This is a genomic window from Sulfurimonas sp., assembly GCF_041583195.1.
Taxonomy (GTDB): Bacteria; Campylobacterota; Campylobacteria; order Campylobacterales; family Sulfurimonadaceae; genus Sulfurimonas.
Genome location: NZ_JBFHGL010000005.1, coordinates 1 through 26,017 on the forward strand (window position 1 = coordinate 1; position 26,017 = coordinate 26,017).

Consider the following 26,017-nt stretch of genomic DNA (forward strand, 5'->3'; position numbering starts at 1 on the left):
AATTTTAGTATACTCATCTAATGCACCATCCGCAGTCTGTGTAACACCAATAGCATCATTTGCATTCATAATAGCTTGTCCAAGACCCTGCGCTTGTTGGCGAAGTGTATCGGCAATTGCCATACCTGAAGCATCATCTGCTGCTTTGTTAATACGTAAACCTGATGATAGTGAGTTAAGACTTTTATCTAGTCCAAGATTTGTTTGTGTAGCATTTCTGTGCGCATTCATCGCACTAATATTCGTGTTAATTCTAAAACCCATCATAAATCCTTTTTCGGGTTAGAGCCTTTCGCTCTAAATTAATTTTTTATCTTGGTATCCTTACCTTGATGTAAAAGTAGATCGGTACCTAAAAAAATAACTTTAGTAATTTTATAAATTTTTTCTATTTTATATTTTTTAAACTTTTTGTGTTAAACTTCCGACATTAAAACCAATATACTATATATATAGGAATACTAATTTGAACTTAATTATTGTCGAGTCTCCTGCCAAAGCTAGGACTATAACAAACTTCCTTGGAAAAAACTATAAAGTAATTGCATCTAAGGGTCACATTAGAGATTTACCAAAAAGTCGTTTTGGAATAACTGTTGATGAAGAAACAGGTGAAATAACTCCAAAATATTCAGTTGCAAAAGAGAATGCACAAACCGTCAAAGAGATAAAAGATTTAGCAAAAAAAGCTGACACTATATACATCGCAACCGATGAGGACCGTGAAGGTGAAGCAATCGGATGGCATATTGCACATGCTATAAAAAAAGATCCGGCAGAACTGCCACGTATAGTTTTTCATGAGATCACAAAGTCTGCTATAAAAGCTGCGTTAGAGCATGCAAGACATATAGATATGAATATGGTAAATGCTCAACAGACTCGCCGTTTACTTGATCGTATAGTTGGTTACAAACTATCACCTCTTTTAAGTTCAAAAATTCAAAAAGGCCTATCAGCCGGACGTGTTCAAAGTTCTACTTTAAAACTTGTAGTCGATCGTGAACGTGAGATCAAAGCTTTTGTTCCACAAGAATATTGGTCTATCGATACACTATTTAAAAAAGATATTGAAGCAAATCTTATCAGTTTTGAAGGTGAAAAAATAGAAAAACTTAGTATTGCCAATAAAGATGAAGCTTCAAAAATAGAACAAAGTGTAAAAGCTGATTCTTTTACAATATCTAATATTGAAACAAAAAATAGAAAGTCAAAAACGCCACCGCCTTTTATGACATCAACTCTCCAACAGGCTGCTTCAAGTAAACTTGGATTTACACCTAAGAGAACTATGATGGTAGCTCAAGCATTGTATGAAGGTGTAAAAACTCCTGACGGTACAAGTGGTGTTATTACGTATATGCGTACTGACTCACTAAACCTGGCTCAAGAAGCCGTAAGTATGGTTCGCGGTGTAATTGAGAATAGATTCGGTGCAAAATACCTGCCAAAAGAAGCTAAAGTTTATACAAAAAAAGCAAAAGGCGCTCAAGAAGCTCACGAAGCTATTCGTCCTACAATGCTAAGCTTCACACCAGAAGTTGCTCAGAAATTTTTAAAAGCAGACGAGATCAAACTTTACCGTTTAATTTATGAGCGTTTTATGGCTTGTCAAATGAATGATGCAGAGTTTGAACAACAAAGCATTACTTTTAGCGGAAAGAATTCAGAATTCCGTGCAAGTGGTAGAAAATTGACTTTTGATGGTTTCTATGCACTAACTGGTACTGAAGACAAAGACAAACTTTTACCACAATTAAAAGAAGGAGAAAGCGCTGAAATACAAAGCGTAAAACCTACTCAACACTTTACAGAACCACCTTCTCGCTACTCTGAAGCAGCTTTGATTAAAAAGCTGGAAAGTGAAGGTGTTGGTCGTCCATCTACATATGCTCCAACTATTGCAACTTTAAGTGGGCGTACATATGTAAGTATTGAGAAAAAGCAAATTATTCCTACGGAAATGGCATTTACAGTTACTGAAACCTTAGAGAAAAACTTTGCAAATATCGTAGATATTAACTTCACTGCACGTATGGAAGAGAAACTAGACCAAATTGCAGAAAGCGGTGAAGACTGGGAAAAACTTTTAAGTGATTTCTATGTTAGGTTTATGAAGCAAATTGAAGAGGGAAAAGAAAAAATTATCTCACTAAAACTTGCTAAACCACTTGGTCGCTCTTGTCCTAAATGTGGAGAAGAGCTTCTTCTAAGAAGTGGTCGTTTTGGAAACTTTGTAGCTTGTAGTGGTTTTCCAAAATGTAAATATACTGAACAAGTAGATGAAGAAGGAAACAAAGTAGAGAAAAAAGAAGAGACTTCTGATGAAATTTGTGATAAATGTGGAAAAGAGATGATCGTAAAAACTGGTCGTAACGGTCAGTTTTTAGCATGTAGTGGTTATCCTGAATGTAAAAACACTAAAAGTATCCAGGTTGAAGAAAAAGTGAGTGAGACTCCTTGTCCGGACTGTGGAGGTAAGCTTAGTCTTAAAAACTCTCGCCGTGGGCCATTCTGGGGATGTGAAAACTATCCGGACTGTAAATTCATCTCTAAATTTGAACCTACTACAATTAAGTGTAAAGAAGATGGCTGTAACGGTGTTTTAGCCGAGAGAACTTACAGGAACAAAGAAGTGTACGAGTGTGTAAAATGTAAAGCACGTACACCAAAAGAAGAAATAGAGAAGTAATGAAGATCGGTGTGCTCTCAGATACCCACTCTAAAGTAGGTAAAACAAAAAAAGTAATTGAAAAACTACTACATGAGGGTGCTGAATTTTTTATACATGCCGGTGATATTGTTGAAGTTGAAGTTCTTGATCTGCTTGAGAGTAGTGGGAAAAAGTATGTAGCTGTATATGGAAACAATGATGCACATTTGGCAGAGTTTCATAACAAATACAATCTTGTTCAAGAGCCAAATTATTTTAAATTTGCAAATTTAAAATTTAAACTTATGCACCTGCCTTTTTATATGACTCCCGATACAGATGTTGTAATCTCAGGTCATACTCATACTTTTCATAGTGAATATAAGAACGATACTCTTTTTTTAAATCCTGGTGAAGTATGTGCTAGGAGCAAGCCAATATCAGAGTGTGCCATGCTTGAAGTAAAAGAGAACAACCTGATTGTTACTCATTACACTAGAGATAGAGGAAGCGAAGAATTTTTACCGAGAGTGATGAACTATGCAAGATAAGAAAATATTTTTATGCTCGATCTGTAATATAAACAGCGGTACATGTAAAGAGGATTGTAAGTTTTGTTCTCAAAGTGTCCGCTATAAAGCAGATATAGATCGTTACAAACAAAAACCTATAGAAGATATACTAGGTGAAGCAAAAACTGCAAGAGATAACGGTGCACTTGGTTTTTGTCTGGTTACTGCGGACAAAGGACTAAATGATAAAACTCTAAAGTTTGTATGTGACACAGCTAAAATACTAAGTAAAGAGGTACCTGAACTTAGACTAATTGCCTGTAATGGGACAGCTTCACTTGATCAGCTGTTAACTTTAAAAGAAGCGGGAATAAAAGCTTATAACCATAACCTTGAGACCTCACGTGAGTTTTATCCTCGCATTTGTACAACACACTCATGGGATGAGAGATATGAAACTTGCCAAAATGTAAAGAAAGCCGGTCTTGTACTAATTAGCGGCGGGATATTTGGTCTAGGTGAAACTCAGGAAGATAGAATAAGCATGTTAAAGTCTCTAAAATCTTTAAATCCGACAAGTGTACCTATCAATTTTTATATGCATAATGAAGCGTTGGAATTAAATCCAAGCACAATTTCCATAGAAGAAGCATTTGAACTTATCAAACTAACACGTGAAATGATTCCTGATGCTGAGCGTATTATGGTTGCCGGTGGACGTGAACTTATGTTTGGTGATCGCCAAAGTGAAATATTTGATTACGGTGCAAATTCAATCGTAATAGGAAATTACTTAACAACTTCAGGTAGAATGATGAGTAAAGATTTAGATATGTTAAAATCATTAAATCTAGAAGTTGCTAAAGAAGTAAAATAACACAGGAGAAGATAATGAGCGATACCATTGTACTTATTACAACAATATCACTTATTATTATATTCTCGCCTTTTTTTGCCAAAAAATTAAAACTTCCAACTACACCGATAGAGATTATATTCGGATCAGTTCTAGCTTCAATAGGATTACTTCACGATGAACATATATTTGAACTTGTAGCAGAGTTTGGTTTTTTATATTTGATGTTTATTGCAGGGACTGAGATCAACTTGACAAACGTGTTTAAGACACCTAGTCATATAGTAAAAAAAGTTGCCCTATATACAATTATTTTATATGCATTTTCAATCTTTTTATCGCTGTATTTGGATCTTGGAAAAATATTTATGGTGCTACTACCGCTAATTTCAGTAGGGCTTGTTGCAACCCTCTCAAAAGAGTATGGGAAAACACCTTGGCTTGAGTTCTCAATGACAAGTGGTGGTATTGGAGAGGTTGTAAGTATAGCCGTTTTAACTATAACCTCAGCAGGACTTCAATCAGGTGTTGGGATAGGACTTTTTAAAACTATTTTGGCACTGACTCTGTTTTTGATTTTTATGTTTGTTCTCTTTAGAGCTATAACTATCTTAACATGGTGGTTTCCAAGCATATCTACAATTTTAATGCCACATGAAGATAAAGCTGAACAAGATATTCGTTTATCCATGGGTATATTTTTTCTACTTGTTGCATCTATGCTCTACCTTGATCTTGAACTTGCCTTTGGAGCATTCTTGGCAGGTATTTTTATTCCGACATTTTTCCCTCATAAAGAAGATTTACCGCATAAACTAGAAGCTTTTGGTTTTGGATTTTTGGTCCCAATATTCTTTATTTATATCGGTACTACATTTAACCTAGAAGCTCTAACTATGGATGGTTTAATATCTAAAGCCCTTATGATAACAGTAATGATGATTATGATGCGTGTTATTGCCTCTTTGGTATTTGTAAAAGAGTTAGGATGGATTGATTCCATTCTAATGGGACTTTCACACTCTATGCCGCTAACGCTTCTTATTGCGATGGCTACACTTGCTTTTCACGCAAATTCAATTGATAAACTTCACTACTACGCATTTATTTTAGCAGCCCTGTTTCAAGTGATCAGTGTGATGGTTGTCATCAAATTTATAAACAATTATAAAGAAAAAAATACGCTATAATATTTTAAAACATCTAAAGTTCTCAAGGATTGATATGGCTCGTTCAGTTTTACTACAACTTGCACGTGACTCCATTGAAGAGGTATTAGAAGCAAAAAGAAAAATAGATAAAAATGCACTTATTGATGAACACCCTCTTTTAAAAGAGAGTGTTGACGTTGATGTTAAAATATACTTGCATAACAAACTCAGAGGTTTATCTAATCTAAAAAGCAACAATCAATCACTTATTGAAAATATTATTTTAAATGCAAAAAAAGCTGCTTTTGAAGATAAAAATTTTACTCCGTTGTCAACTTCTGAATATCTGGAATGTGAAGTGGAGATAGAGCTTAAAACTTCAAATGGAGATATGAAAGAGAGAGACCCGTCTATATTAACTACGACTAGTTACTCGCTCGAGAAGGAATTAAACAATTAATGTACTATGTTATAAAAAGACAGCACGCTCAGCCTTTACACCACTTTATAGGTTTTGTAGTGAAAAAATATATAACTTCAAAAACTTCAGAGAATGTTATTTTTGAATTTGAAAAAGACGGTAAAGTTGAACGTAAGTGGGTAAAACGAGAAGATATTATTTTACTTACTGACAATAAACAATACTTTTTAGACACATTTAAAAAATTTAAACAAACAGAGGCTGAACAGCAAAAGCTGGTAGATGAAGCACAAGAACAATTAAACCAAAGTATAGAAAATTTTGAAACTACTATGAATGAAGAGATAGATAAATTCACTGAGATTAAGAATGTATCAGATATACCTTGTAAAATGTTGGAAGATTAATTCAACAAAATAGTAAAACTAAAAATATGCCTAAAATTGACAACGATAAATTTTATTCATCTGCCATAGAAAAATACGGAACAACTGCAAAAGGTGTTAACTGGAATTCTGAAAAAACACAAAAGCTGCGCTTTAAAACGATCCTTAAACTTCTTCCAAAAGAGTTGCAAAAATATACTATTTTAGATGCGGGATGCGGTTTTGGCGACTTTTATTTTTACCTTGAAAAAAACAATAATCAGCCAAAAAACTATATCGGTGTAGATTGTCACGATGATATGGTATCTATAGCATCTAACAATACAGGACATGAGATCTTAAATATAGATATTGTGCAAGACAGATTACCAAAAGCTGATTTTATAGTATGTAGCGGTGCTATGAATGTACTAAGTAATTATGAAACATATCTGTTTATGAGAAACTGCTATTTATCTTCAAATATAGCATTTATTTTTAATATTTTGCATGGAGATAAAGAGAGTGAGACATACAACTATCTAACAAAAAAACAAATTGAGCTGTTTGCAAAAGAGTTAAGTGTAAAAAAGGTAACTTTCTTAGATGGTTATCTAGATGCAGATATAACTGTTAGGTTCGATAAATAATGTGTGCTATTTTTGGAGTAATTGGTGAGTATGACCAGCAAAAAGCAGAGAGCTCTTTTTCTAAAATGCTTCATCGTGGACCGGATGAGTCTAATATAATTCAAACTAAAGACTTTTTCTTTGCACATCAACTTTTAAAAATTCAGAACACTTCAAACAAGCAACCATTTAAATTTAAAAATATACTTATCTCCTTTAACGGTGAGATCTACAACTATAAAGAGCTCTCAGATGAACTGAATTCTTTTGGATATACAACACAAGATGAAATAGAAGTGCTTGCATCCGCTTATGAGCGATGGGGTGTAGAGTTTGTACATAAACTAAGAGGTATGTTTGCCATAGCTATCAAAGATGAAGATTCTCTCTATCTTTTTCGTGACAGACTTGGTAAAAAACCTCTTTTTTATCTTGATGGGGAGAGTTTTGTATTTGCTTCGGAGATCAAAGCGCTTGTGCCGTATTTGAAAAAAAACGAGATGGATAACGATGCCCTGCTCTCATACCTTTCATTTTTGGCTCCAACTCCTCCGTATACTTTTTTTAAAAGTATTAAAAAACTTGGAGGCGGAGAGTATCTTATATATAAAAATAACAAGATATCTATAAAAAAATATTTCAATATTTTAGATCAAAAATCAAACCTGATAACTGATAAAGATGAAGCACTGCACCTTCTCGAATCAAAACTAAAAGAATCTATTGAGATTCGCTTACAATCAGATCAGCAAATGGCAGGACTCCTCTCAGGCGGAATCGACAGTGCAACCCTAAACTATTTTAGCTCTAAATACGGACATAATTTGCAAACGTACACCTTGGGGTATAAAGGTTATGAGAAATATGATGAGAGTCTTGATGCCAAAGAGAGTGCAAAGCTTTTGGGACTTGAAAACAAAAGGGTTGAAGTATCACTTGATGATTATAACTCAAGTGTGGAAGATATTTTAAGCTCTTTAGATGAGCCGCTTAACGATCCGGCAGCCATTCCTCTAAACCTGCTTTTTAAAGAGATAAAAAAAGACGGTATCAGAGTTGTACTAAGCGGTGAAGGAAGTGATGAGCTTTTTTTAGGCTACCGTCATTATTTTAACTACCTTGACGTAGAGCAGATGAAAAACTTAAAAAATAAAAACTGGTTAAAGAGATATTTTAAAAATAATTATGATGAAAATAGAGAGTGGGAGTGGTATAAAAGAGTTTTAAATGATAGTGTATTGTTTCGCACATCTGGTGAAAAATTTACTGATCTACAAAAGAATAATCTACTTCGCCAAAATATTGTAGATGATCAAGCACTCAAATACATAAAATCCTACCGTGATATGTTTGAGAACTCTACACATACGGATGAAGCTAATTGGTATAGTTATATAGATCTTGTGCTTTTTCAAGCCGAGCATTTCTTGAGCAAACTCGATCGTGTAAGTATGGCTCACTCCATAGAATCACGTACACCTTTTTTAGATCATGAACTAGTCTCGTTAGTATTTAGTATCGATCCAAAATTAAAATATGAAGATGGAATAACAAAATCTCTTTTAAAACAAATTATGAAACCTCATATAAACAAAGAGATACTCAAACGTAAAAAGAAAGGTTTCTCAAATCCTTACATAGAGTATCTTATAGAATCTAAAAAAATATCGCTTATACAAGAAGTAAACAAACAAACTCATCTTTTTAAAGAGCTTGAATTAAAAGAGTTGCTAAGCGCTGCAAAAAGTGGAGCCTTTAAACACCATATCTGGGGGCTTTATGTTTTAAGTGTATGGATTAAAAAGAATCTTCTTTAGTTTTTAGAAATCTTCCTCGCAGATAAAAATAGATAATCTTTTCCTGTTATTACTACACGGTAGCCTTTTTGTTGAAGATACTTTTTACAAAAGTGAATATCTTTTAACACTAAACCCATCTCATTAAAACTGTAGTTTGGCGCTTTTGCACCATAGATCATCTCACCATCAATCCAGCGGCAATTTGGAAAACCCAGTATTATAGCTCCATCTTGTTCGAGATGATTTTGATATAACTCCATAAATTTTGCATTAAAGTTGATGTTTGAGCTTTGAAGTGTACCAATTGAGATCATAAGGTCAAACTTCCCTAAAGATATATCTTCCAGCTTATTAATATCCGCACATAAAAACTTAACATTTTTAAAATCCATAAACTGCTTTTTAGCATACTCTATTGCCGAATTTGAATAATCGATCCCTAAAAAGTTTTTTTTCTCAAACTCTTCTGCTGATAAATACTCTTTTATAGCTAAAAATTCATCAGCTTTATTTACTCCGATATTTAAAACACTTTTCCTAGAGCTTATATTTACAAACTGCAAAGCTTTTTCAAAATAGTATAAAAATGAGATCTCTTCATTTTTATTAATATTAAAAAATTCACTCTCTACTCCATATTTTTCTGAATCAGCACTTTGTATATGAAAGCTTTTGTTTGTATCAAGTTTTTTTAGAGTAATAATATAAACATCTTTAAATGAAAGGTCTACAATTTTATATAAAAATATTTGAGCCAACTCAACAAAAGTTTTTATACCAAGTCTGTCAAAATTATCTTTTGTACAACGAAGTTCAACTTTTCCATCTTCATCAATTTCTAGGTTTTCAAATAGTTTTATAATTTCAGAAATACTTAGTTTATCTAGTGTTTTTTTAATCATAAACAGTATTATATTATATATTTAGTAACACATATGTTACGATTTTACTCAAATGTTAATTATTTGAGAATGTTATCATAAAATTATAATACATCATATTTTTGTGATATTAACATTTTATATAAATTATATTTATTCATCAAAGTCCCTATATATTAGGTCTGATATAATTAAAACAAATATTAACATCTATAAAAAAAGTTTTTTTATAATTTATTCTTATATATTTTAAACAAGACTTATTTAAAAATCTTATATTCTTTTTATTGCTTTAAGTTTTTAATTATTTTAGTACATATAACATTATCGATATCCTAAAAGAATTTGATTTCTTAGGTATTTAAGGAGAATGAATGGAAATGAATCGTCGTGAAGCACTTAAAGTTGGTGCATTAAGTGTTGCTGCTGCAGCAACAATGGCTACAGTAACAGGCTGTAATGAAGGTGCTAAACCAGCTGAAAAATCATGTGCTGGTGATGCTAAAGTATTAGGTAAACATCAAGTAGTTATTATTGGTGGTGGTTTTGGTGGACTAACTGTCGCTAAAGAACTAAAAAGAAAAGACTCAAAATTTGATGTTTTAGTAATTGAAAAAAATGAAACTTTTATGTCTTGTCCATTTTCTAATACTTTATTAGGTAGATTAGACGGTGTAAATTTAGGTACATTTATTCATGATTATGCACAAGCAATAGAAGGTCATGGTTACGGGATGCTTCAAGCTGAAGTTACAGGTATTGATAGAGCGCACAAACAAATTCATACAACTAAAGGTATAGTTGAATATGAAATATTAGTAATGTCACCTGGTATTGCATACAACTATAAAGGGCAATTCCCTAAATGGTCTGATGCTAAAATCAACCATATTAAACGTGTAGCTCCAGGTGCACTTATTCCTGGTAATGAGCACGTTATTTTAGATCGTCAATTAGCTGATATGGAAGATGGTAATGTTATTGTTACTGTTCCTGCAGGAAAATTCCGTTGTCCACCTGCACCGTTTGAGCGTGCAAGTATGATAGCTGCATATATGAAAAAAGAAGGTATTGAAGGTAAAGTTATTATCCTTAATCCAACTGACAAAATAGCTAAAGGTGCTGCATTTAAAGAGGCTTGGGCTGAACTATACCCTGGTCTAGTTGAGCACATGGATTTTGCTACAATTCAAGATGTTGATCCGGCTACTAAAACTGTAACTTATAAAGTTAAAGATGAGATGGAAGATGGTGGTTTTGCTACTAAAACTATGAAGTACTCTGTACTTAACTTAATCCCTAACAATATGTCTAACCCTGTTGTAGATATGAGTGGTGTTGAAACTACTACAGACAGCTTCAAAAAAGTTGTAATGAATGGTTGTTCTTTCCAAACTAAAACAGATAAAGATGTATATGCTGTTGGTGACGTTGTTGCTCATGGTATCCCACCAAGTGGTCAAACAGCTAACTGGGCAGGTCATCAGTGTGCTAATGAGATTGCTCATAGATTACACGGTAAAGCTTATGAGCTTGGTGTTAAATCAAAATCAGTTAAAGCAGGAAATGTTTGTTACTCAATGGTTGGTGACAAGCCAGAAGAAGCTATTATGGTTACTCATGACTTTAGCTGGGATGCAGCAGCTAATTTAATTAAAGGTAAAGGTCACGTGCCTAAAGCTCCAAGCGGTAAATTCCGTTCAGGAAATACAGCAAAAGCTACTCGCGAGTGGTACGGAGGAATTATGAGAGCTCTTTTCTCATAGGTCATTTAAAAACTATTCTTCCACATTTTGTGGAAGAAGTTTTATATTTATAAATTTCTCTCTTTTCTTTTTTGTTTCATTTTTAACTTTGCTAATTCACGCATATCTTCGGTAGTATCACTCTCATCCATGATCTCAACACCAAGAATTGTTTCTACACAATCTTCAAGTGTAACTATACCTTCTGTTTGATCGTAGTTGTCCATAACCAAAAACATATGATCTTTTTTAGCAATAAACAAATCAAGTGCTTTTGCAACAGGGATATTTTCATTAATCGAGAATATATCTTTTTTTATACTCTCTAGAGTTACGTTTTCATCAATTTGAGCTTGTTTGAAAATCTTTTTTGTAAGTACGATTCCTGTTACATCCTCAATTGACTGATTATAAACCGGAATACGAGAAAACTTGAATATAGCAGGCTGCGAGCTCATAACCTCTTTTATACTCATAGTCTCATCAAGAGCGAACACAACACTTCTAGGTGTTAAAATATCTTTAACTTTTACTTCGTCAAGTTTTAATATATTTTCAATGAAATCACTCTCTTTTTCATCAATCACACCATCATCTTCACTTAAAAGCATACTCTGCAATAGTTCTTCTTTTGTTAGAGAGTGTACATCCTCTTTACCTTTGGATATCTTATCAGTTATAAACAGTGTAGATATAATTATTGGATATGTGATCCATATAAAAATTCTAATAGTATATGCAGATATCGGAGCTAGCTCTTTCCAGTATATAGCACCTATCGTTTTAGGTATGATCTCCGATAAAAACAATATAGCAAAAGTCATAATAACAGATATTATCACAACTGCATCGTTTCCAAAAAGATTAGCAGCCTGAGCACCAACTGCTGCTGCACCAATAGTATGTGCTATAGTATTTAAAATAAGTATTGATGCTATTGATTTATGTATATTTGTTTTTTGAAGTCTTAGTAGTGTACCTACACTGGGTCTATCTTTTTCAAGAACTGAAATATATGACATATTTACAGATAAAAGTACTGCTTCAAGCACGGAACATATAAAAGATATCCCTACCGCCAAAGCAAAATAAAGTAGTAACAAGTCCATTAAGTTTAATAAATCCTTTGTTTTATAATAAAATTAGTGTAGCTAAGCCTAAAAAACTAAAAAAGCCAACTACATCAGTAACAGTTGTTAATATAACTGCGCTTCCTATGGCCGGATCTACATCTAATCTTTTTAAAAAGAGCGGTATAGAAGCGCCAAATAAACCAGCCATAAGCAGATTTATAATCATACTTAAAGCAATAACTAATCCAAGATGATCAATTCCAAACCATATGTATGCAATTAATCCCATAACTACTGCAAATACAAAACCATTTAAAAGAGATATTAGTACCTCTTTTTTGATTATCCTAAATGCATCACCTTGAGAGATATCCCCTAAGGCTAACTGTCTAACTACAACCGTTAAACTTTGAGTACCTGCATTTCCACCCATAGAAGCTACAATAGGCATCAATACTGCAAGTGCAACCATGCTTTGTAAAGTATCTGAGAACAACCCTATTACAACTGAAGCTAAAATAGCGGTTATTAGGTTTAAGCCAAGCCATGAAGCTCTTTTTCTACCAGCTTTTATTACCTCTTCATCTTCCTCGGCTTCATCATCAACACCGGCAAGATTATACATTTGCTCCGTGGCATGTTCGTTAATAATGTCATATATATCATCAGATGTGATACGACCGACTAATATTCCATAGTCGTTTACAACAGGCATAACTGAGAGGTCATACTCTTCAAAGTAATGTACTACATCTTTTATATCTTCTCTGTCACGTGCAGATTTTGGCTCAAACTTCTCACCGGTATTTTCAATATTTTCTTTTAACGTTTTAGAAAAATCAAATATAAGCAGATCATCTAAGCCAATTGCATAACGCAGTTTATTATCTTTGTTTGTTATAAAGAGATTTTGTATATTTTCAAGCTCGTTTGCACGTCTTAATTCTGCAAATCTTCTTATAACATCGTGAACTATCTCCTCCTTAGAAGCAGTAAAAACCTCAAGCTGCATATAGGCACCAGCTTCATCTTCATCATATGTTTGAAGCTTAGTAATCTCTTGTTGATCATCTATGTCAAGCGTATCAAAAACCTCGCTCGCCATATGTTGATCTACTTCTTCAAGCTCCTGCATAAACTCTAGTTGGTCATCTGATTCAAGTTCAGTTACGGCATGGGAGAGTTCATCTACACTTAAATTTTCAACTACATCATCAAAAAGTCTATCAGGCAATGCTAATGCTACATCACCTATTAAATTTTTTGGTATAAGTTTTACACTATCGGCAAATTCATTGTCATCCAACTCTCTAAGAATATGAGCTATATCCGATGGGTGCATCTCATTTTCAGTATGAGATTTTAAATAATCTTGTAGTTTTTCCATGTGTCGAATTATACCACTAAATAAGTAATTAAGATAGATGTACTATTTATTAATATATAATTTTTTATAACTGCTTAAGTTTAAAAACTCTACAATAAAACATTCTATTTTTCAAAGGATTCACATGAAAAAAGTTCTAGTAAGTATAGCTGCGGTTGTAGCTTTAAGTTCATCGTTAACTGCAAATGTAAATAACCAAACAGGTTGTGGTCTTGGGGCAATGATTATCAAAGATGATTCTACTGCTATAATGCTTGCACTTCAAGCTACAACAAATGGTATGGCTTCTCAAACTTTTGCCATTACTTCAGGTACAATGGGCTGTAAAAAAACTAAACTTGTAATGAATAAAAGAGCTGAAGAGTTTGTTGCTTCAAATATGGACATATTAGCTAAAGAGATCTCTATGGGTCACGGTGAGTCACTTGACACACTAGTAGAGCTTTTAGATGTAAAAGAAAAAGCATCTTTTAAAGTAGCTTTACAGTCAAACTATAACTCTATCTATACAAGCCAAAATGTTGAAATGGCTGACGTTTTAGATAACATCTCTACTACTTCTTTATAAGAAAGATTAGTGTTTCCAAGTTTTACTTGGGAACATACAGGAACTACCATTTTCACAAAACTTGTTTTCATTGCACTACTTACAAATATTTCACTTTTTGCATCTTCACAGTTTTACAAAGAAAAAGCACAAGAACTTAACCTTTCAGATTCAAGGTACTGGCATATACTATTACATTTTGAAAATGGAAAAAGTGAAATAGAAGATGAAAACTTCTTTCTATCTAAAGATGGTTTTAAAAATCCATCAGCAGAGTTAAATGCAACAATTGATGCTTTATTTAACGAAACAAAATTTGACGACAACTCAACTGCATGTAGTTTTCCTGCAAGAAAAGACTGGTTATCCAAACAATTAGGTTTACCTAAATTAGCCGACGTTAAATGTGAACAATTTGACATTATAATGGAAAAGCTACAACCTGAATCTGCTACTTTAGTTTTCCCTGCAGCCCATATCAACTCACCTGCATCTATGTTTGGTCACACTTTTCTAAGAGTCAATTCCAAGTATAACTCTAAACTGTTATCTTACGCTGTAAACTATGCTGCAAATGCCGATCCGACAAAAGAAAATGGCTTTATGTTTGCAATTAAAGGTCTGTTTGGCGGGTATTATGGAAAATATTCACTACTGCCATATTATGACAAATTAAAAGAGTATAGAGATACTGAACAAAGGGATGTATGGGAATATGATCTAAACCTTACAAAAGAAGAAACCATCAAAATGCTCAAACATATTTGGGAACTAAAAGATACACACTCGGCATATTATTTTTTTACACAAAACTGTTCGTATAATATGCTTTGGTTTATTGAAGCTGCTAGGGAAGATATTCACTTAAGAGAATATTTCTATTATGAAGTAATTCCATTAGAAACCGTACATGCAGCAAAACTTGAAAATATCATATCTAACAAAAGCTATAGACCATCAAAAAGAACTAAGCTTTTAAAGTATGAAGATCTTATAAAAGACGAATATATACCATATGTACAAAAAATAATTGACAATCCTGAAGATATGAGCTCTATTACAGAAGATAAGACAATATCAATAGAACAAAAACAATATGTGCTAGAAGCTGCTATAGAGTTGATGGAGTACCAATATAAACGAAATTCAATGGATAAAGAAACTTATCTTAAAAAATTCCATCAAATATCAAGTGTTAGGTCTACACTCGGTCTGGGAAATGCACTTGAATATAAAACCCCTCCAAATCCTATAAATGGACATAGAGCTTTTAGAGTCCAGGCTGGTGCCGGAGTTAGAGAAGGAAAGTCTATAGGATTTTTAGGAATTAGACCGGCTTATCATGATATAAATGATATAGGTATAGGTTATTTAAGAGGTACGCAGATTGAATTTTTGAACTTTGAGTTATCATATATTAAAGATGGAAAATTAGGGCTAGAAAATGCTACACTTATTTCTTTATTGTCACTTGCGCAAAGAAGTAACTTTTTTAATAATATATCTTTACGCGTTAAACTTGGTTTTGATAAAAACTACCTTTATAATACAAAAACAAATTTTATCATAACAGGTGGTGCTGGTTTTAGCTGGGGTAATGATTTGGGGTATATGTATATTTTAGCTGACCCTCTAGCTTATGTCGGTAAGGAAAGTAAAATCGGTATAGGTGTTAGCTTAGGAATTGTAATAGATCAAATGCAATGGATGAGTAGTAGTATCGAATTAACACAAAGGTTATATGATGATGAAGAGGATCAAAAACTTATTAATATATCACAAAATATAGCAATAGATCAAAATATTGAATTAAGGTTCGTATATGACTATAAAGATAAAAATATAAATAACGTATCTTATAAAGAGGAAACTTTCAAGTCTTTATTAAACTTCTACTTCTAAAGTAGTTTTATTTTATATCCGTAGTTTTGTTTAGACTTTTTATATTTATACTGCCCGTCTAAAGTTACTACAGCTCTGTAGTAGCCCTTATGAGTACCAAGACTGATCTTTTTAAATACTTGTGTAGAAAAATTCTTTTCTTCACTTTTTAGATTTACATCTTTTTTAAAATCAAGTACAAGTCTATATGGTTTTGTTAATAGAAAACTTCTTATTAGTTCATCTTTTGTATCTATTTTTAATTCTTTTTCATCCTTATAAAACTTTATATTTTTTGATGAAAACAGATGAATATATTTTTTTGTTTTTACAGGTTTTTTACTTTGAGTTTTTACCTCTTTTATATCATTCATACTTTGAGATATAAATATTGGTATATGCCAATCAATTGAGTTATTTAGAAGAATTGATTTAGTTTGTATAGAACCATCTAAATTTTTATACTCTACTGTAAGTTTCTGAACTATTCTAGCGCTTGATGGTAAAGATATTGCTGCTCTTTTTAAAGATGCAACTGAGAGATCTTTATTTGATGTATTTGGTAAGTCTTTTTCACCTGATGCAGGGAAGAAGGGATTTTCTCTAGCTTCAACTGATATAAGTAATAGTAAAATTATTGTAAATAGTTTAATCATGGTAATTATTATAGCGAAAAATTATTTTGCTTTAACATTAACTGGAGCAGAAATCTCTTTAAGTTCAAAATACTCTTTTTGTAAAGAAGCATTTTCACTTTTTAACCTTGAGATTTCACTCTCAAGAAAATTTTCATAGTCTTGTAGTCCAAATAATACCTCTAAAGAGTTATTACCATAAAAAAGTATTCCTATATAAATACCAAGGGCTAAAACTATGAATAGTAAAAATAAAAACTTTTTTAGAGATAACCCTAAGTATTCTTCTGTAATACTTTGGGAATTATCTATCTCTTCATAAAGTTCTTGGTTTTGCATAATTATTTATTGAACAGTTTAGAACCTAAATATTCACCATATACTACTTCATTTTCAATCTCTAGTAAACGGTTGTATTTTGCAGTACGTTCACCACGTGCAGTTGAACCTGTTTTGATTTGACCACAGTTAAGTGCAACAGCAAAGTCAGCGATAAATGCATCTTCACTCTCACCTGAACGGTGACTCATTACTGTAGTGTAACCGTTTCTTTGAGCTAAACGAACAGTTAACATAGTCTCAGAAACTGAACCGATTTGGTTTGGTTTGATTAAGATAGAATTAGCAATACCTTTATTGATACCTTCATTTAAGATATTTACGTTTGTAACAAAAAGATCATCACCAACAAGTTGAACTTTACCACCTAACTTCTCAGTTAGAATTTTCCAACCGTCCCAGTCATCTTCACTTAAACCGTCTTCAATAGAAACGATTGGATATTTAGAACATAGATCAACATAATACTCAGCTAATTCTTCTGATGTAACTGTACGATTTTCACTATCAAGTCTATAACCGCCATCTACAACTAACTCTGAAGCTGCTACATCTAAAGCGATACCCATTTGCTCACCAGGTTTGTAACCTGCTTTTTCAATAGCTTCGATTAAGATTTGAATAGGTTCTTCATTTGAAGAAAGATCAGGTGCGAAACCACCTTCATCACCTAAAGCAGTATTGTGGTTTTTAGCTTTTAAAATAGCTTTTAGATTATGATAAACTTCAGCAGATGCACGAAGAGCTTCTGCAAAGTCTTCAAAACCTACAGGCATAATCATATACTCTTGGAAATCAACAGAGTTATCTGCATGGCTCCCTCCGTTAATGATGTTTAACATTGGTGTTGGCATAACCATAGCATTTGCGCCGCCAAGATAACGATAAAGAGGAATATCTAAACTTTTAGCCGCTGCACGAGCAACAGCCATAGATACACCAAGTACTGCATTAGCACCTAGATTTCCATAGTTATCAGTACCATCTAGCTCTTTCATAGTAGCATCAATAATAGCTTGATTAAAAGGTGAGTAACCAATTAATGCGTCTGCAATTGGACCGTTAACATTATCAACAGCTTGCAGAACACCCTTACCCATGTAGCGTTCACCGCCATCGCGAAGCTCTAATGCTTCACGTTTACCAGTACTAGCTCCAGAAGGTACTATAGCACTCTCACGAGTACCGTCACTTAATTCTACCGTAGCTTTAACCGTTGGATTACCGCGTGAATCCATAACTTCAATTGCACTAATGTTATCTATAAACATATATCTGCCCTTTTACATTTAGATTGTGCAATTTTACCTAAATCTTATTAAAATTTGGTTTAGATTATTAAACATCAGCTTCAGCTATTTCTGATGTGTCCATAGTCATCAATGAACTCATCCCCATAGCTACTTTTATTTTTTCTTCTATCTCTTGTGCAAGTTCAGGCTCATCTTTAAACTTTTGCTTAACATTTTCACGACCTTGACCTAGTTTTTCTTCCCCATAACTAAACCAAGCACCTGATTTGTCAATAATATCTAGTTTAACACCGTAATCAACTAGCTCGCCCTCTTTAGAGATCCCTTCTCCAAACATAATGTCGAATTCTGCTTGACGAAATGGCGGTGCTACTTTATTTTTAATTACTTTTGCTTTAACACGGTTACCTATCTGGCTCTCACCCTGCTTTAGCGAAGCGATACGGCGTACATCTATACGAACAGAAGAGTAAAACTTTAGTGCATTTCCACCAGTAGTAGTTTCAGGCGATCCATAACCCATCATACCTATTTTCATACGGATTTGATTGATAAATATAACAGTACAGTTCATCTTATTTAATACACCTGTTAATTTACGTAAAGCTTTTGACATTAAACGTGCCTGAACACCAACTTGTTGATCATTCATCTCACCTTCTAGTTCTACTTTTGGCGTTAATGCAGCAACCGAATCGACAACTATTAGATCAACTGCACCGCTTCTTGCAACTGTCTCAACAATATCAAGTGCTTGTTCACCATAATCCGGCTGAGATACTAAAAGATTATCAATATCTACACCAAGATTTTTGGCATATACAACATCTAGTGCATGTTCGGCATCTATAAATGCACATACTCCGCCTTGTTTTTGACATTCTGCTGTTACTTGAAGTGCCAAAGTTGTCTTACCAGAACTCTCAGGTCCATATATTTCAACAACACGCCCTTCAGGAACACCACCTATACCAAGAGCTAAATCAAGTCCGATTGAACCTGTACTAATTGCTTTAATTGGTTCTATCTCTTTATCACCAAGGCGCATTAATGCACCTTTTCCAAATGCCTTGTCAATCTGTTTTATAGCCAAATCTAGTGATTTTTGTTTATTCTCATCCATGCTGTTTCCTGATCATGATTTTTATATATTGACAAAATTATATACGAAAATTTGTTTTTTAAAATAAAATATTGCAAATTGACATATTTTTAATTAAGACAATCTCCTATTAGAGTTAAACAATACAGTTATTGAACTAAGCAAAGCCCCTATAAACACGAGTGTATAGCCTGTTGGAAAATCATAATAGTATGATATTAAAATCGCTAAAATAGAAAAAATCCAACCATAAATAAATGAAAAAATCATCCCTTTATTTAAACTTTTTGCTACTAATGCAGGTGCAATTAAGAGTACAAATACAACTAAAACTCCTGCCAAAGATACTGATGACGTAACAGTGATTGCCAAAAGTGTAAAAAAAGTAAGTTCTCTAAAAAAGCCTCTCATCTTAGGATATATTTTATATAAAACAAAAGCTATAAATCCATAAATTACAGCACTTTTATACAAGTCACTCGGTGGAGTAAATAATATATCACTGGCAAGTAAAGATTTAAAATGCTCCATTCCTTCTGCGGAGTGTGCTAACACCATCATAATCCCGCTAGCACCAAGTACATAGAGTAAACCTATAAAAGCTTCAAGGTTTAACTCTCTTACAGATGCAAAAGCTATCAAAAAAGCGCTTAACAGTGCAAAGCTCAAAGTTAAAATATAAAAATATTCTTGATGAAAATACCCTAAACTTATAGCTGATCCAAGTGCTGCAAACTGTGCAATAGCAAGATCAGTAAATATAATTCCTCGCTCTAAAATACCCCTGCCAAAATATGCATGAAGCATAACAAGTATGATAACTAAGGCTATCGGTACCAACAAAATATCTATCATTTTAATGCCCCTGTCAAATAATCAAACAGCGAAAACAAATCTTCTATCTCATCTAGTGCACCTATATCATGTGGCATTATAACTATAGGTACACCTGTTTTTTGTGAAATAAACTCTGCCGTTTTTGTAGAGTGATAAACGTCGTGCAATATATATGAAGGTTTTTCTTCTTTAATCAGCTTAATTAATTCTATAGTATGGCGTGAACTTGGTGGAATCCCAGGAAGCGGTTCTATAGTCCCTATATTTTTTAGTGAGTATCGCTTGTTAAAATATGCAAGGTTGTTATGGTACTGAACCACTTTCATACCTTTTTTAGCTTCCATCTTTTTTTCCCACTCTTTTAATTTAAAACTCCATTTTTCTTTAAACTTCTCATAGTTTGATTCATACACTGTTTTATGTTCAGAGTCTAAAGAGATCAAATATTCTTTTACTATATCTGCTAAGATTAAAATATTGTTTGGGTCTAATTGAAAATGTGGATTTCCTCTTGGGTGTACATCACCGTCTGCTCGGTCAAGCTTTGTAGGTCTATTTAAAAACTTTATATACTCAGACAGATCTAGATAACCTTTACTACCTTTTGCAATTTTTGAATTTGAAGCACGTCTGATCAGTGGGGGAAGCCAACCGATCTCAAGCTCTCCACCGTTTATTATAAGACCATCAGCACGTCTGACTTTAGATATTAGTGAGGGACGAGGGACCACAAAATGTGGATCCCAATTCCCCTTGGCAAGAACATATAATTCTACATTGTCTTTTGCTATCTCCTTTACAACAGCTCCCATATATGGGTATGTTACAGCTATCTTAAGATCTGCAAAAATACTAAGAGGCAATACTAATAAGAGTAAAATTCTATACATATTTAATCCCTTAAAATGCATGCGCTCCATGAGCACCTATTGAGATATTAGCTGAGAATATCACAGAATCTAAATTAACTCTTTTTCCATCTTCATTAACAAGAGACTTATTAGAGTTATATTGAAGTCTAAATCTTGCAAACTCACTTGTTTTATACTCCGCCATTACCGAATACTTATCAAGAGCATCTTTTTTATTCATATCCGTGCCGTTAGCAGTCACATCATTTTTAAATATTGAATCATATCTAGCACCCATCGACCAGTTTTTGTTTGGAGCATATATAGCTTGAACATATGCACCAGCCTGCTCTTTTGTAAGATTTGGCTGAGATGTTATAAGACCGTTTGCATCAAGATTATATTGTTTGCCGTCCATATCTCTGTAAAGCACTTCAGTCTGTAGTTTGAAAAAGCTGTATGAATCAAAGTAGTGTTTTAGAGTAAAATCAAATCCATATAATTTGCTATCGCCTGCAAATGCATGAGGTTCTTCATCTGTAGTGTGATCTATCCTTGAAATACCATCTGCATAAGAAATACCTGTAAGTATAGAACTATCACCTATATCAAATGCCGTTTTAGCATAAGCTATATATAGTGTAGCTCCATCACGACCTTTAGCAATAGGATCCTCAACATCACCTATCGTAGAGTTTCCAAACATCTGCTCATTCTCACCTTGAAGTGCTTCAAAACCTATCATAAGGTATAAGTCAGTTGGAGCTGTATATTGTAATTGAAGACCTTTTTCATTGATACCGTGCATACCTAGAAAACCTTCATATACCAAAGGCATATCGTTAAAATCCCAAGTGTGGTGGTGCTGTTCGTTTAAATATCCGAAGTTTGAGTTAAACTTACCAGCTCTTGCTCGTATACCGTAATCTAGAGCAGTTGAAGTTATATATGCCTCTTCAATCTCAACACCTCCTTCTGAATAATGAAATACTCCATTCATCTCAAAGTACGGGTCAACACTACTTGATAAAACAAGCTCTGCATAGTTAAGATTAAAACCGTTAGATCCATTATATGATGCATGATCATGCCCATCATGTGAATGTGAGCCATATAAACCGTGAGCTACACCGTCAAGTTCTAGATGAGCTATCTCATCATCTTTTATACTTCTATCTACGTACGATGCATCTAAAACTAGAGATATATCCGGAATAAACTTCGATGCGCTAAATTCTCTTTTTTCTACTGGAACTACGTCCATACCTAAAGCTAAAACTGCACAAGCAGACATTATTAATATTTTTTTCATGTATAAATATCCTATATTTTATAATTTATTGTTTGTAATTTGTAAAGTTTTTTATTGGGGTTTAGGATATAAATGGCGGAGCGTTGGATTGATTGTCTGTTTTTGTAAATTTAAAAACAAAAACTTTGAAGTTAGAGATTATCTCTTTTGTATAGTCTAGTTCTAATGAAAAGTCGGCTGTAGGAATATCTGCCGATAAAAAGTTGTGAGAAACCGTACACACTAAACATTTAGAGCTATCGTGTTTATTATCTACGTGTTCAAGTTCATGAACAGCCGTTAAAGTTGTAGCGATAACAAAAAGAAGCGATAACAAGACTCTTAGTTTCATGGCCGGAATTATATCACACATATATATTTCTTTAATTCAAAAGTAGATATAATCCAAACTATGAACAAAACATTAATTGCACACTCACCTGACGCCGACGATATCTTTATGTACTACGCCATAAAATTTGGCTGGGTAGATATGGAAGATACGGTTTTTGACAATATTGCCGAAGACATACAAACACTAAATGAAAAAGCACTACGTGGAGAATATCCGATCGTAGCCATCAGTTTTGCACTATATCCACATATAAAAGACGACTATGCACCACTGAGAACTGCTGTTAGTTTCGGAGAAGGTTATGGTCCAAAGATCATAAAGAAAAAAGGCACAAAACTAAAAAGAAATTTCAAAGTTGCACTTAGCGGTCAACATACTACAAACGCGATGTTGTTTCGCATTAAATATCCAGATGCGCGCATTACTTATATGAACTTTTTAGATATTGAAAAAGCTGTACTCGATGGTGATGTAGATGCAGGTGTGCTTATACATGAGTCTATTTTAACTTACGATGATTCATTGGAAGTTGAAGCTGAAATGTGGGATATCTGGCAAGAGCTGGCAGGTAATGATCTTCCTCTTCCACTTGGAGGTATGGCGATCAGCAGATCTATTCCTCTTAATAAAGCTATTATGTACGAAAAGACTCTTACTAAAGCAGTCGATGTTGCACGTAAACACAAAGAGAAATTGAGCGAGATGCTTTTGGAGAGAAACTTAGTACGTATAGATGCTCCGACACTTGATAAGTATCTTGAACTTTATGCAAATGATGAATCAATCACACTTAGTGAACTTCAGATCAAAGCTATAGATAAACTATATGAGCTTGGCTATAAACACGGATTTTATGATACACTTGTAAAGTTTAATGACTATACTATACCGACAGAGTACGAAGAGTTACGTAAAGGTTAAAGATGGAAGCAAAACTGGTAGCACTTGGGATTGATACATTTAAAATAGCACTAATGCTTGCACTGCCTGGTTTGCTAACAGGTATGCTTCTGGGTTTAGCTGTATCTATTTTCCAAGCTACTACTCAGATCAATGAAATGACATTATCATTTATCCCGAAAATCATAGGCGTTGTAGTAGTTATAGTTTTAACCATGCCGTGGATGCTAAACTCTATTACAGACTTTTCACTTGAAGTGTTTAATATGATCCCAACATTCATAGAATAATGTCATATAAAAAAATAGACTTCTCAAAATATTCATCTATAAAAATAGGTCCTGAACTTGATGTATACATATTAGACGCCTGTGATACAAAAGGGATGAAAGATGCTTATCTTATAGGTTCATGTAACAACATACTAATAGGTGACAATCCACCTCCACTTATGAAACTAGCAAAAATATATGACTATATAAAAATAGAAGATAATTTATTAAAAATTGGCGGAGCTACACCCAGTGGAAAAATAGCTTCATTTTGCAAGAAAAACAATATATCAGATTTTGAATTTGTATCTCATCTGCCAGGAACTCTTGGCGGTCTTGTATATATGAATGCAGGTCTTAAAGAGTTTGAGATTTTCAATCACCTGATCTCGATAGTTACTTGCAGGGGAGAATTTGTAAAAGACGAGATAGAATACAGTTACAGGTTTACAAATATTGACAGCCCTATCTTAGAAGCTACTTTTGAATTAAATAACAAAGGATTTAGCGACTTAAGAGTTGAAATGTTTAAAAAAATGCGCTCAAACCAGCCAAGAACTCCAAGTGCCGGAAGCTGCTTTAAAAATCCAGAAGGTGATTATGCAGGAAGGCTTATTGAAGCTGTAGGACTAAAAGGTGTCAAAAAAGGAGATATGGAATTTAGCCTTGAACATGCTAATTTTTTAGTAAATCATGGTAACGGTACATATCAAGACGCACTATACTTGATAAAAGAAGCTCAAAGGCTTGTATACGAAGAATTTAAAATTGAATTAGAATTAGAGATTCAGATACTAGATGAAGAGTTTATAACCATCTAGTATCTTTTGTTTTAAAAACGAATCATCACACCTGCATAGAAACCTGAAAAATCAAAATCAATTTTACCAAGTGTAGTATATAATAGCTCATCTGTCTCTATCTTTTGAACTCTATAACCAACTTCAATGGCAGGTTGAATTACCGGTGAAATATCAAAAGTATAATCAAGTTTTATTCTTGCATCATAAACAGTATTATCAGAGTATGAAACATATTTTGCATCAGCCTCTGCACCCAATCCTGATAGTGGAAGTTGAAATCTTGTTCTTAAATATCCTAAAGGTAATACAAAGTCATCTGACATATTCATTGATGCATGAACAGTATCTAGTGATATAGATTTTATATCTAAACCTAAATCAATAGTGATCCAACCTGTGTTATCTAAAATATTGTAATAAGGGATTACATCTATTTGAGCAAATTCAGTTGTCTCATTCCATGCATTTACAGAAGTAGTTTTAACATGCTCAATTCTTATGTTAGGAATAATAGGAGCTGGATGTTTTATAAAAGCCCATACATATGTATCGTTTTCTTTGTCGTATGTCGTTTTTGTACCTGTAATAGATGTACTTGATGTCTCTTGCTTCCACACACCTACACCTGCTTCAACTCTTGCTATGTCTGCAAAGATTGAACTTGCTATCGCACTAGAAGCTAATAGTGCTAGTAATAATTTTTTGTACATAATTTTCTCCATTTATATTAATGGCATATTATATCTAATAATTGAATTTGGGATACTTAAAACAATGTATTAGAGCAAAAAGCTCTAACACTATATATGAAGGAGAATAAGATCTTTAGGAGAGAAATCTTATATAGTTTTTCACCCTTACGGGTGATGTGATAATTTATTTACCAAGGAGTGATAATAAAATTATAAAGTGCTTTTCTAAAGAAAGCTTACAGTGCAGCTTTTGCTGCTTCTAAAGCTTCTTCATAGTTAGGCTCAGTTGTAATTTCAGGTACAACTTGCTTATACGTTACTTTACCGTCTTTACCAACTACAAAAATAACTCTTGCAGTAATACCAGCTAAAGGACCATCAGCTAGTAATACACCGTAGTTATTTGCGAAATCTTTGTTTCTGAAATCAGAACAAACTTTTAAGTTCTCAATACCAGCTGCACCACACCATCTAGCTGCTGCAAAAGGTAAATCCATAGAAACCGTAATAACCTCTACACCTTCTAATGAAGCTGCTTCTTGGTTGAATCTTCTTGTTTCTGCATCACATACACCTGTATCTAATGAAGGAACAGCTACAACTAATTGAACCTTACCTTCACCACCGATTTGCTCATCTTGAAGCATCGGATCACAGTTTACAACTGTTGTTACTGGTGCAGTATCACCTACATTAACTTCGTTACCTGCTAGGTTACAAACGATGTCATTCTTAAAAGTTACTGTTGCCATATTTGGCTCCTTTTGTGTGTTTTGTTGTTTGGGTA

At 33.4% G+C, this 26,017-nt stretch carries 27 protein-coding genes and 1 pseudogene; 14 read left to right on the forward strand and 14 right to left on the reverse strand.

The window, feature by feature from the left end:
• Window positions 1–264 (reverse strand): annotated as a pseudogene (locus ABZA65_RS05885) (flagellin); the annotation flags it as partial.
• 202 nt (window positions 265–466) lie between these two features.
• On the opposite strand from ABZA65_RS05885, the gene topA reads away from it, so the two are divergent.
• From topA to asnB, 8 genes are read left to right on the forward strand one after another with little or no spacing between them, the layout of a single operon-like run.
• Window positions 467–2,692 (forward strand): type I DNA topoisomerase, encoded by a 2,226-nt coding sequence (gene topA, locus ABZA65_RS05890; protein WP_373071639.1) that lies wholly within the window; start codon window positions 467–469, stop codon window positions 2,690–2,692.
• Entirely contained in the window at window positions 2,692–3,204 is a 513-nt protein-coding gene (locus ABZA65_RS05895; RefSeq protein WP_373071641.1) for a metallophosphoesterase, read from the forward strand. Before topA ends, ABZA65_RS05895 begins: the two co-directional genes overlap by 1 nt.
• Window positions 3,194–4,042: a biotin synthase gene (locus ABZA65_RS05900; protein WP_373071643.1), complete on the forward strand. Its 849-nt coding sequence runs from the start codon at window positions 3,194–3,196 to the stop codon at window positions 4,040–4,042. Before ABZA65_RS05895 ends, ABZA65_RS05900 begins: the two co-directional genes overlap by 11 nt.
• 14 nt (window positions 4,043–4,056) lie before the next feature.
• The gene (locus ABZA65_RS05905) at window positions 4,057–5,211 is read left to right on the forward strand and encodes a cation:proton antiporter (RefSeq protein ID WP_373071645.1); all 1,155 of its coding nucleotides are present in this window, start codon (window positions 4,057–4,059) and stop codon (window positions 5,209–5,211) included.
• Between the two features lie 34 nt (window positions 5,212–5,245).
• Entirely contained in the window at window positions 5,246–5,632 is a 387-nt protein-coding gene (locus ABZA65_RS05910; RefSeq protein ID WP_373071647.1) for an AMMECR1 domain-containing protein, read from the forward strand.
• Complete coding sequence (locus tag ABZA65_RS05915) at window positions 5,632–6,000, forward strand: hypothetical protein (RefSeq protein WP_373071649.1); 369 nt, start codon at window positions 5,632–5,634, stop codon at window positions 5,998–6,000. The genes ABZA65_RS05910 and ABZA65_RS05915 overlap by 1 nt, the downstream gene beginning before the upstream one ends.
• Window positions 6,001–6,026: 26 nt before the next feature.
• Window positions 6,027–6,608, forward strand: coding sequence for a class I SAM-dependent methyltransferase (locus ABZA65_RS05920; protein ID WP_373071651.1), 582 nt, complete (start codon window positions 6,027–6,029; stop codon window positions 6,606–6,608).
• Window positions 6,608–8,404: an asparagine synthase (glutamine-hydrolyzing) gene (asnB, locus tag ABZA65_RS05925; RefSeq protein WP_373071653.1), complete on the forward strand. Its 1,797-nt coding sequence runs from the start codon at window positions 6,608–6,610 to the stop codon at window positions 8,402–8,404. Before ABZA65_RS05920 ends, asnB begins: the two co-directional genes overlap by 1 nt.
• On the opposite strand, the gene ABZA65_RS05930 is transcribed toward asnB, so the two are convergent.
• The gene (locus ABZA65_RS05930; RefSeq protein WP_373071655.1) at window positions 8,401–9,288 is read right to left on the reverse strand and encodes a methyltransferase domain-containing protein; all 888 of its coding nucleotides are present in this window, start codon (window positions 9,286–9,288) and stop codon (window positions 8,401–8,403) included. The two genes, asnB and ABZA65_RS05930, sit on opposite strands and share 4 nt — an antisense overlap.
• 353 nt (window positions 9,289–9,641) lie before the next feature.
• On the opposite strand from ABZA65_RS05930, the gene ABZA65_RS05935 reads away from it, so the two are divergent.
• On the forward strand, window positions 9,642–11,033 hold the full coding sequence (locus tag ABZA65_RS05935; protein WP_373071657.1) for an FAD-dependent oxidoreductase: 1,392 nt from the start codon (window positions 9,642–9,644) through the stop codon (window positions 11,031–11,033).
• A gap of 47 nt (window positions 11,034–11,080) precedes the next feature.
• On the opposite strand, the gene ABZA65_RS05940 is transcribed toward ABZA65_RS05935, so the two are convergent.
• Both ABZA65_RS05940 and mgtE read right to left on the reverse strand, forming a co-directional pair.
• The gene (locus ABZA65_RS05940) at window positions 11,081–12,121 is read right to left on the reverse strand and encodes a CNNM domain-containing protein (protein WP_373071659.1); all 1,041 of its coding nucleotides are present in this window, start codon (window positions 12,119–12,121) and stop codon (window positions 11,081–11,083) included.
• A 22-nt stretch (window positions 12,122–12,143) separates the two neighbouring features.
• Window positions 12,144–13,472, reverse strand: coding sequence for a magnesium transporter (mgtE, locus tag ABZA65_RS05945; protein ID WP_373071661.1), 1,329 nt, complete (start codon window positions 13,470–13,472; stop codon window positions 12,144–12,146).
• A gap of 124 nt (window positions 13,473–13,596) precedes the next feature.
• Here mgtE and ABZA65_RS05950 point away from each other — a divergent pair, with 124 nt between their 5' ends.
• Window positions 13,597–14,040: a DUF3015 family protein gene (locus ABZA65_RS05950; RefSeq protein WP_373071663.1), complete on the forward strand. Its 444-nt coding sequence runs from the start codon at window positions 13,597–13,599 to the stop codon at window positions 14,038–14,040.
• A 9-nt stretch (window positions 14,041–14,049) separates the two neighbouring features.
• The gene (locus ABZA65_RS05955) at window positions 14,050–15,921 is read left to right on the forward strand and encodes a DUF4105 domain-containing protein (RefSeq protein ID WP_373071665.1); all 1,872 of its coding nucleotides are present in this window, start codon (window positions 14,050–14,052) and stop codon (window positions 15,919–15,921) included.
• On the opposite strand, the gene ABZA65_RS05960 is transcribed toward ABZA65_RS05955, so the two are convergent.
• The 8 genes from ABZA65_RS05960 to ABZA65_RS05995 form a co-directional block, all read right to left on the reverse strand.
• A complete protein-coding gene (locus ABZA65_RS05960) occupies window positions 15,918–16,556 on the reverse strand; it encodes an AMIN domain-containing protein (RefSeq protein WP_373071667.1) in 639 nt (212 codons plus the stop codon). The genes ABZA65_RS05955 and ABZA65_RS05960 overlap by 4 nt on opposite strands.
• Window positions 16,557–16,577: 21 nt before the next feature.
• Window positions 16,578–16,874 carry a hypothetical protein gene (locus tag ABZA65_RS05965; protein WP_373071669.1) on the reverse strand — a complete coding sequence of 99 codons (297 nt, stop codon included), beginning with the start codon at window positions 16,872–16,874 and terminating at the stop codon, window positions 16,578–16,580.
• Between the two features lie 2 nt (window positions 16,875–16,876).
• Window positions 16,877–18,145: a phosphopyruvate hydratase gene (gene eno, locus ABZA65_RS05970; protein WP_373071671.1), complete on the reverse strand. Its 1,269-nt coding sequence runs from the start codon at window positions 18,143–18,145 to the stop codon at window positions 16,877–16,879.
• A gap of 67 nt (window positions 18,146–18,212) precedes the next feature.
• Window positions 18,213–19,250, reverse strand: coding sequence for a recombinase RecA (gene recA / locus ABZA65_RS05975; protein WP_373071673.1), 1,038 nt, complete (start codon window positions 19,248–19,250; stop codon window positions 18,213–18,215).
• 93 nt (window positions 19,251–19,343) lie between these two features.
• Window positions 19,344–20,084: a metal ABC transporter permease gene (locus ABZA65_RS05980; protein WP_373071675.1), complete on the reverse strand. Its 741-nt coding sequence runs from the start codon at window positions 20,082–20,084 to the stop codon at window positions 19,344–19,346.
• Window positions 20,081–20,956, reverse strand: coding sequence for a metal ABC transporter substrate-binding protein (locus tag ABZA65_RS05985; protein ID WP_373071677.1), 876 nt, complete (start codon window positions 20,954–20,956; stop codon window positions 20,081–20,083). The genes ABZA65_RS05980 and ABZA65_RS05985 overlap by 4 nt, the downstream gene beginning before the upstream one ends.
• A 10-nt stretch (window positions 20,957–20,966) precedes the next feature.
• Window positions 20,967–22,229, reverse strand: a complete 1,263-nt coding sequence (locus tag ABZA65_RS05990) for a hypothetical protein (protein WP_373071679.1) — start codon at window positions 22,227–22,229, stop codon at window positions 20,967–20,969.
• Window positions 22,230–22,290: 61 nt separating this feature from the next.
• Window positions 22,291–22,581: a hypothetical protein gene (locus ABZA65_RS05995; protein ID WP_373071681.1), complete on the reverse strand. Its 291-nt coding sequence runs from the start codon at window positions 22,579–22,581 to the stop codon at window positions 22,291–22,293.
• Between the two features lie 39 nt (window positions 22,582–22,620).
• Between ABZA65_RS05995 and ABZA65_RS06000 the strand changes: the two genes are divergently transcribed.
• Genes ABZA65_RS06000 through ABZA65_RS06010 form a run of 3 tightly spaced genes read left to right on the forward strand, consistent with a single transcriptional unit; the run spans window position 22,621 to window position 24,556 of the window.
• Complete coding sequence (locus tag ABZA65_RS06000; protein WP_373071683.1) at window positions 22,621–23,484, forward strand: menaquinone biosynthesis family protein; 864 nt, start codon at window positions 22,621–22,623, stop codon at window positions 23,482–23,484.
• A 2-nt stretch (window positions 23,485–23,486) separates the two neighbouring features.
• Window positions 23,487–23,753, forward strand: coding sequence for a flagellar biosynthesis protein FliQ (gene fliQ, locus ABZA65_RS06005; RefSeq protein ID WP_373071685.1), 267 nt, complete (start codon window positions 23,487–23,489; stop codon window positions 23,751–23,753).
• Window positions 23,753–24,556, forward strand: a complete 804-nt coding sequence (locus tag ABZA65_RS06010; RefSeq protein ID WP_373071687.1) for a UDP-N-acetylmuramate dehydrogenase — start codon at window positions 23,753–23,755, stop codon at window positions 24,554–24,556. Before fliQ ends, ABZA65_RS06010 begins: the two co-directional genes overlap by 1 nt.
• An 11-nt stretch (window positions 24,557–24,567) precedes the next feature.
• Here the strand turns inward: ABZA65_RS06010 and ABZA65_RS06015 are convergent, their stop codons facing one another.
• Together ABZA65_RS06015 and tpx are read right to left on the reverse strand one after the other, a co-directional pair.
• The gene (locus ABZA65_RS06015) at window positions 24,568–25,248 is read right to left on the reverse strand and encodes a TIGR04219 family outer membrane beta-barrel protein (RefSeq protein WP_373071689.1); all 681 of its coding nucleotides are present in this window, start codon (window positions 25,246–25,248) and stop codon (window positions 24,568–24,570) included.
• A gap of 218 nt (window positions 25,249–25,466) precedes the next feature.
• A complete protein-coding gene (tpx, locus tag ABZA65_RS06020) occupies window positions 25,467–25,982 on the reverse strand; it encodes a thiol peroxidase (protein ID WP_373071691.1) in 516 nt (171 codons plus the stop codon).
• Window positions 25,983–26,017 lie beyond the last annotated feature (35 nt).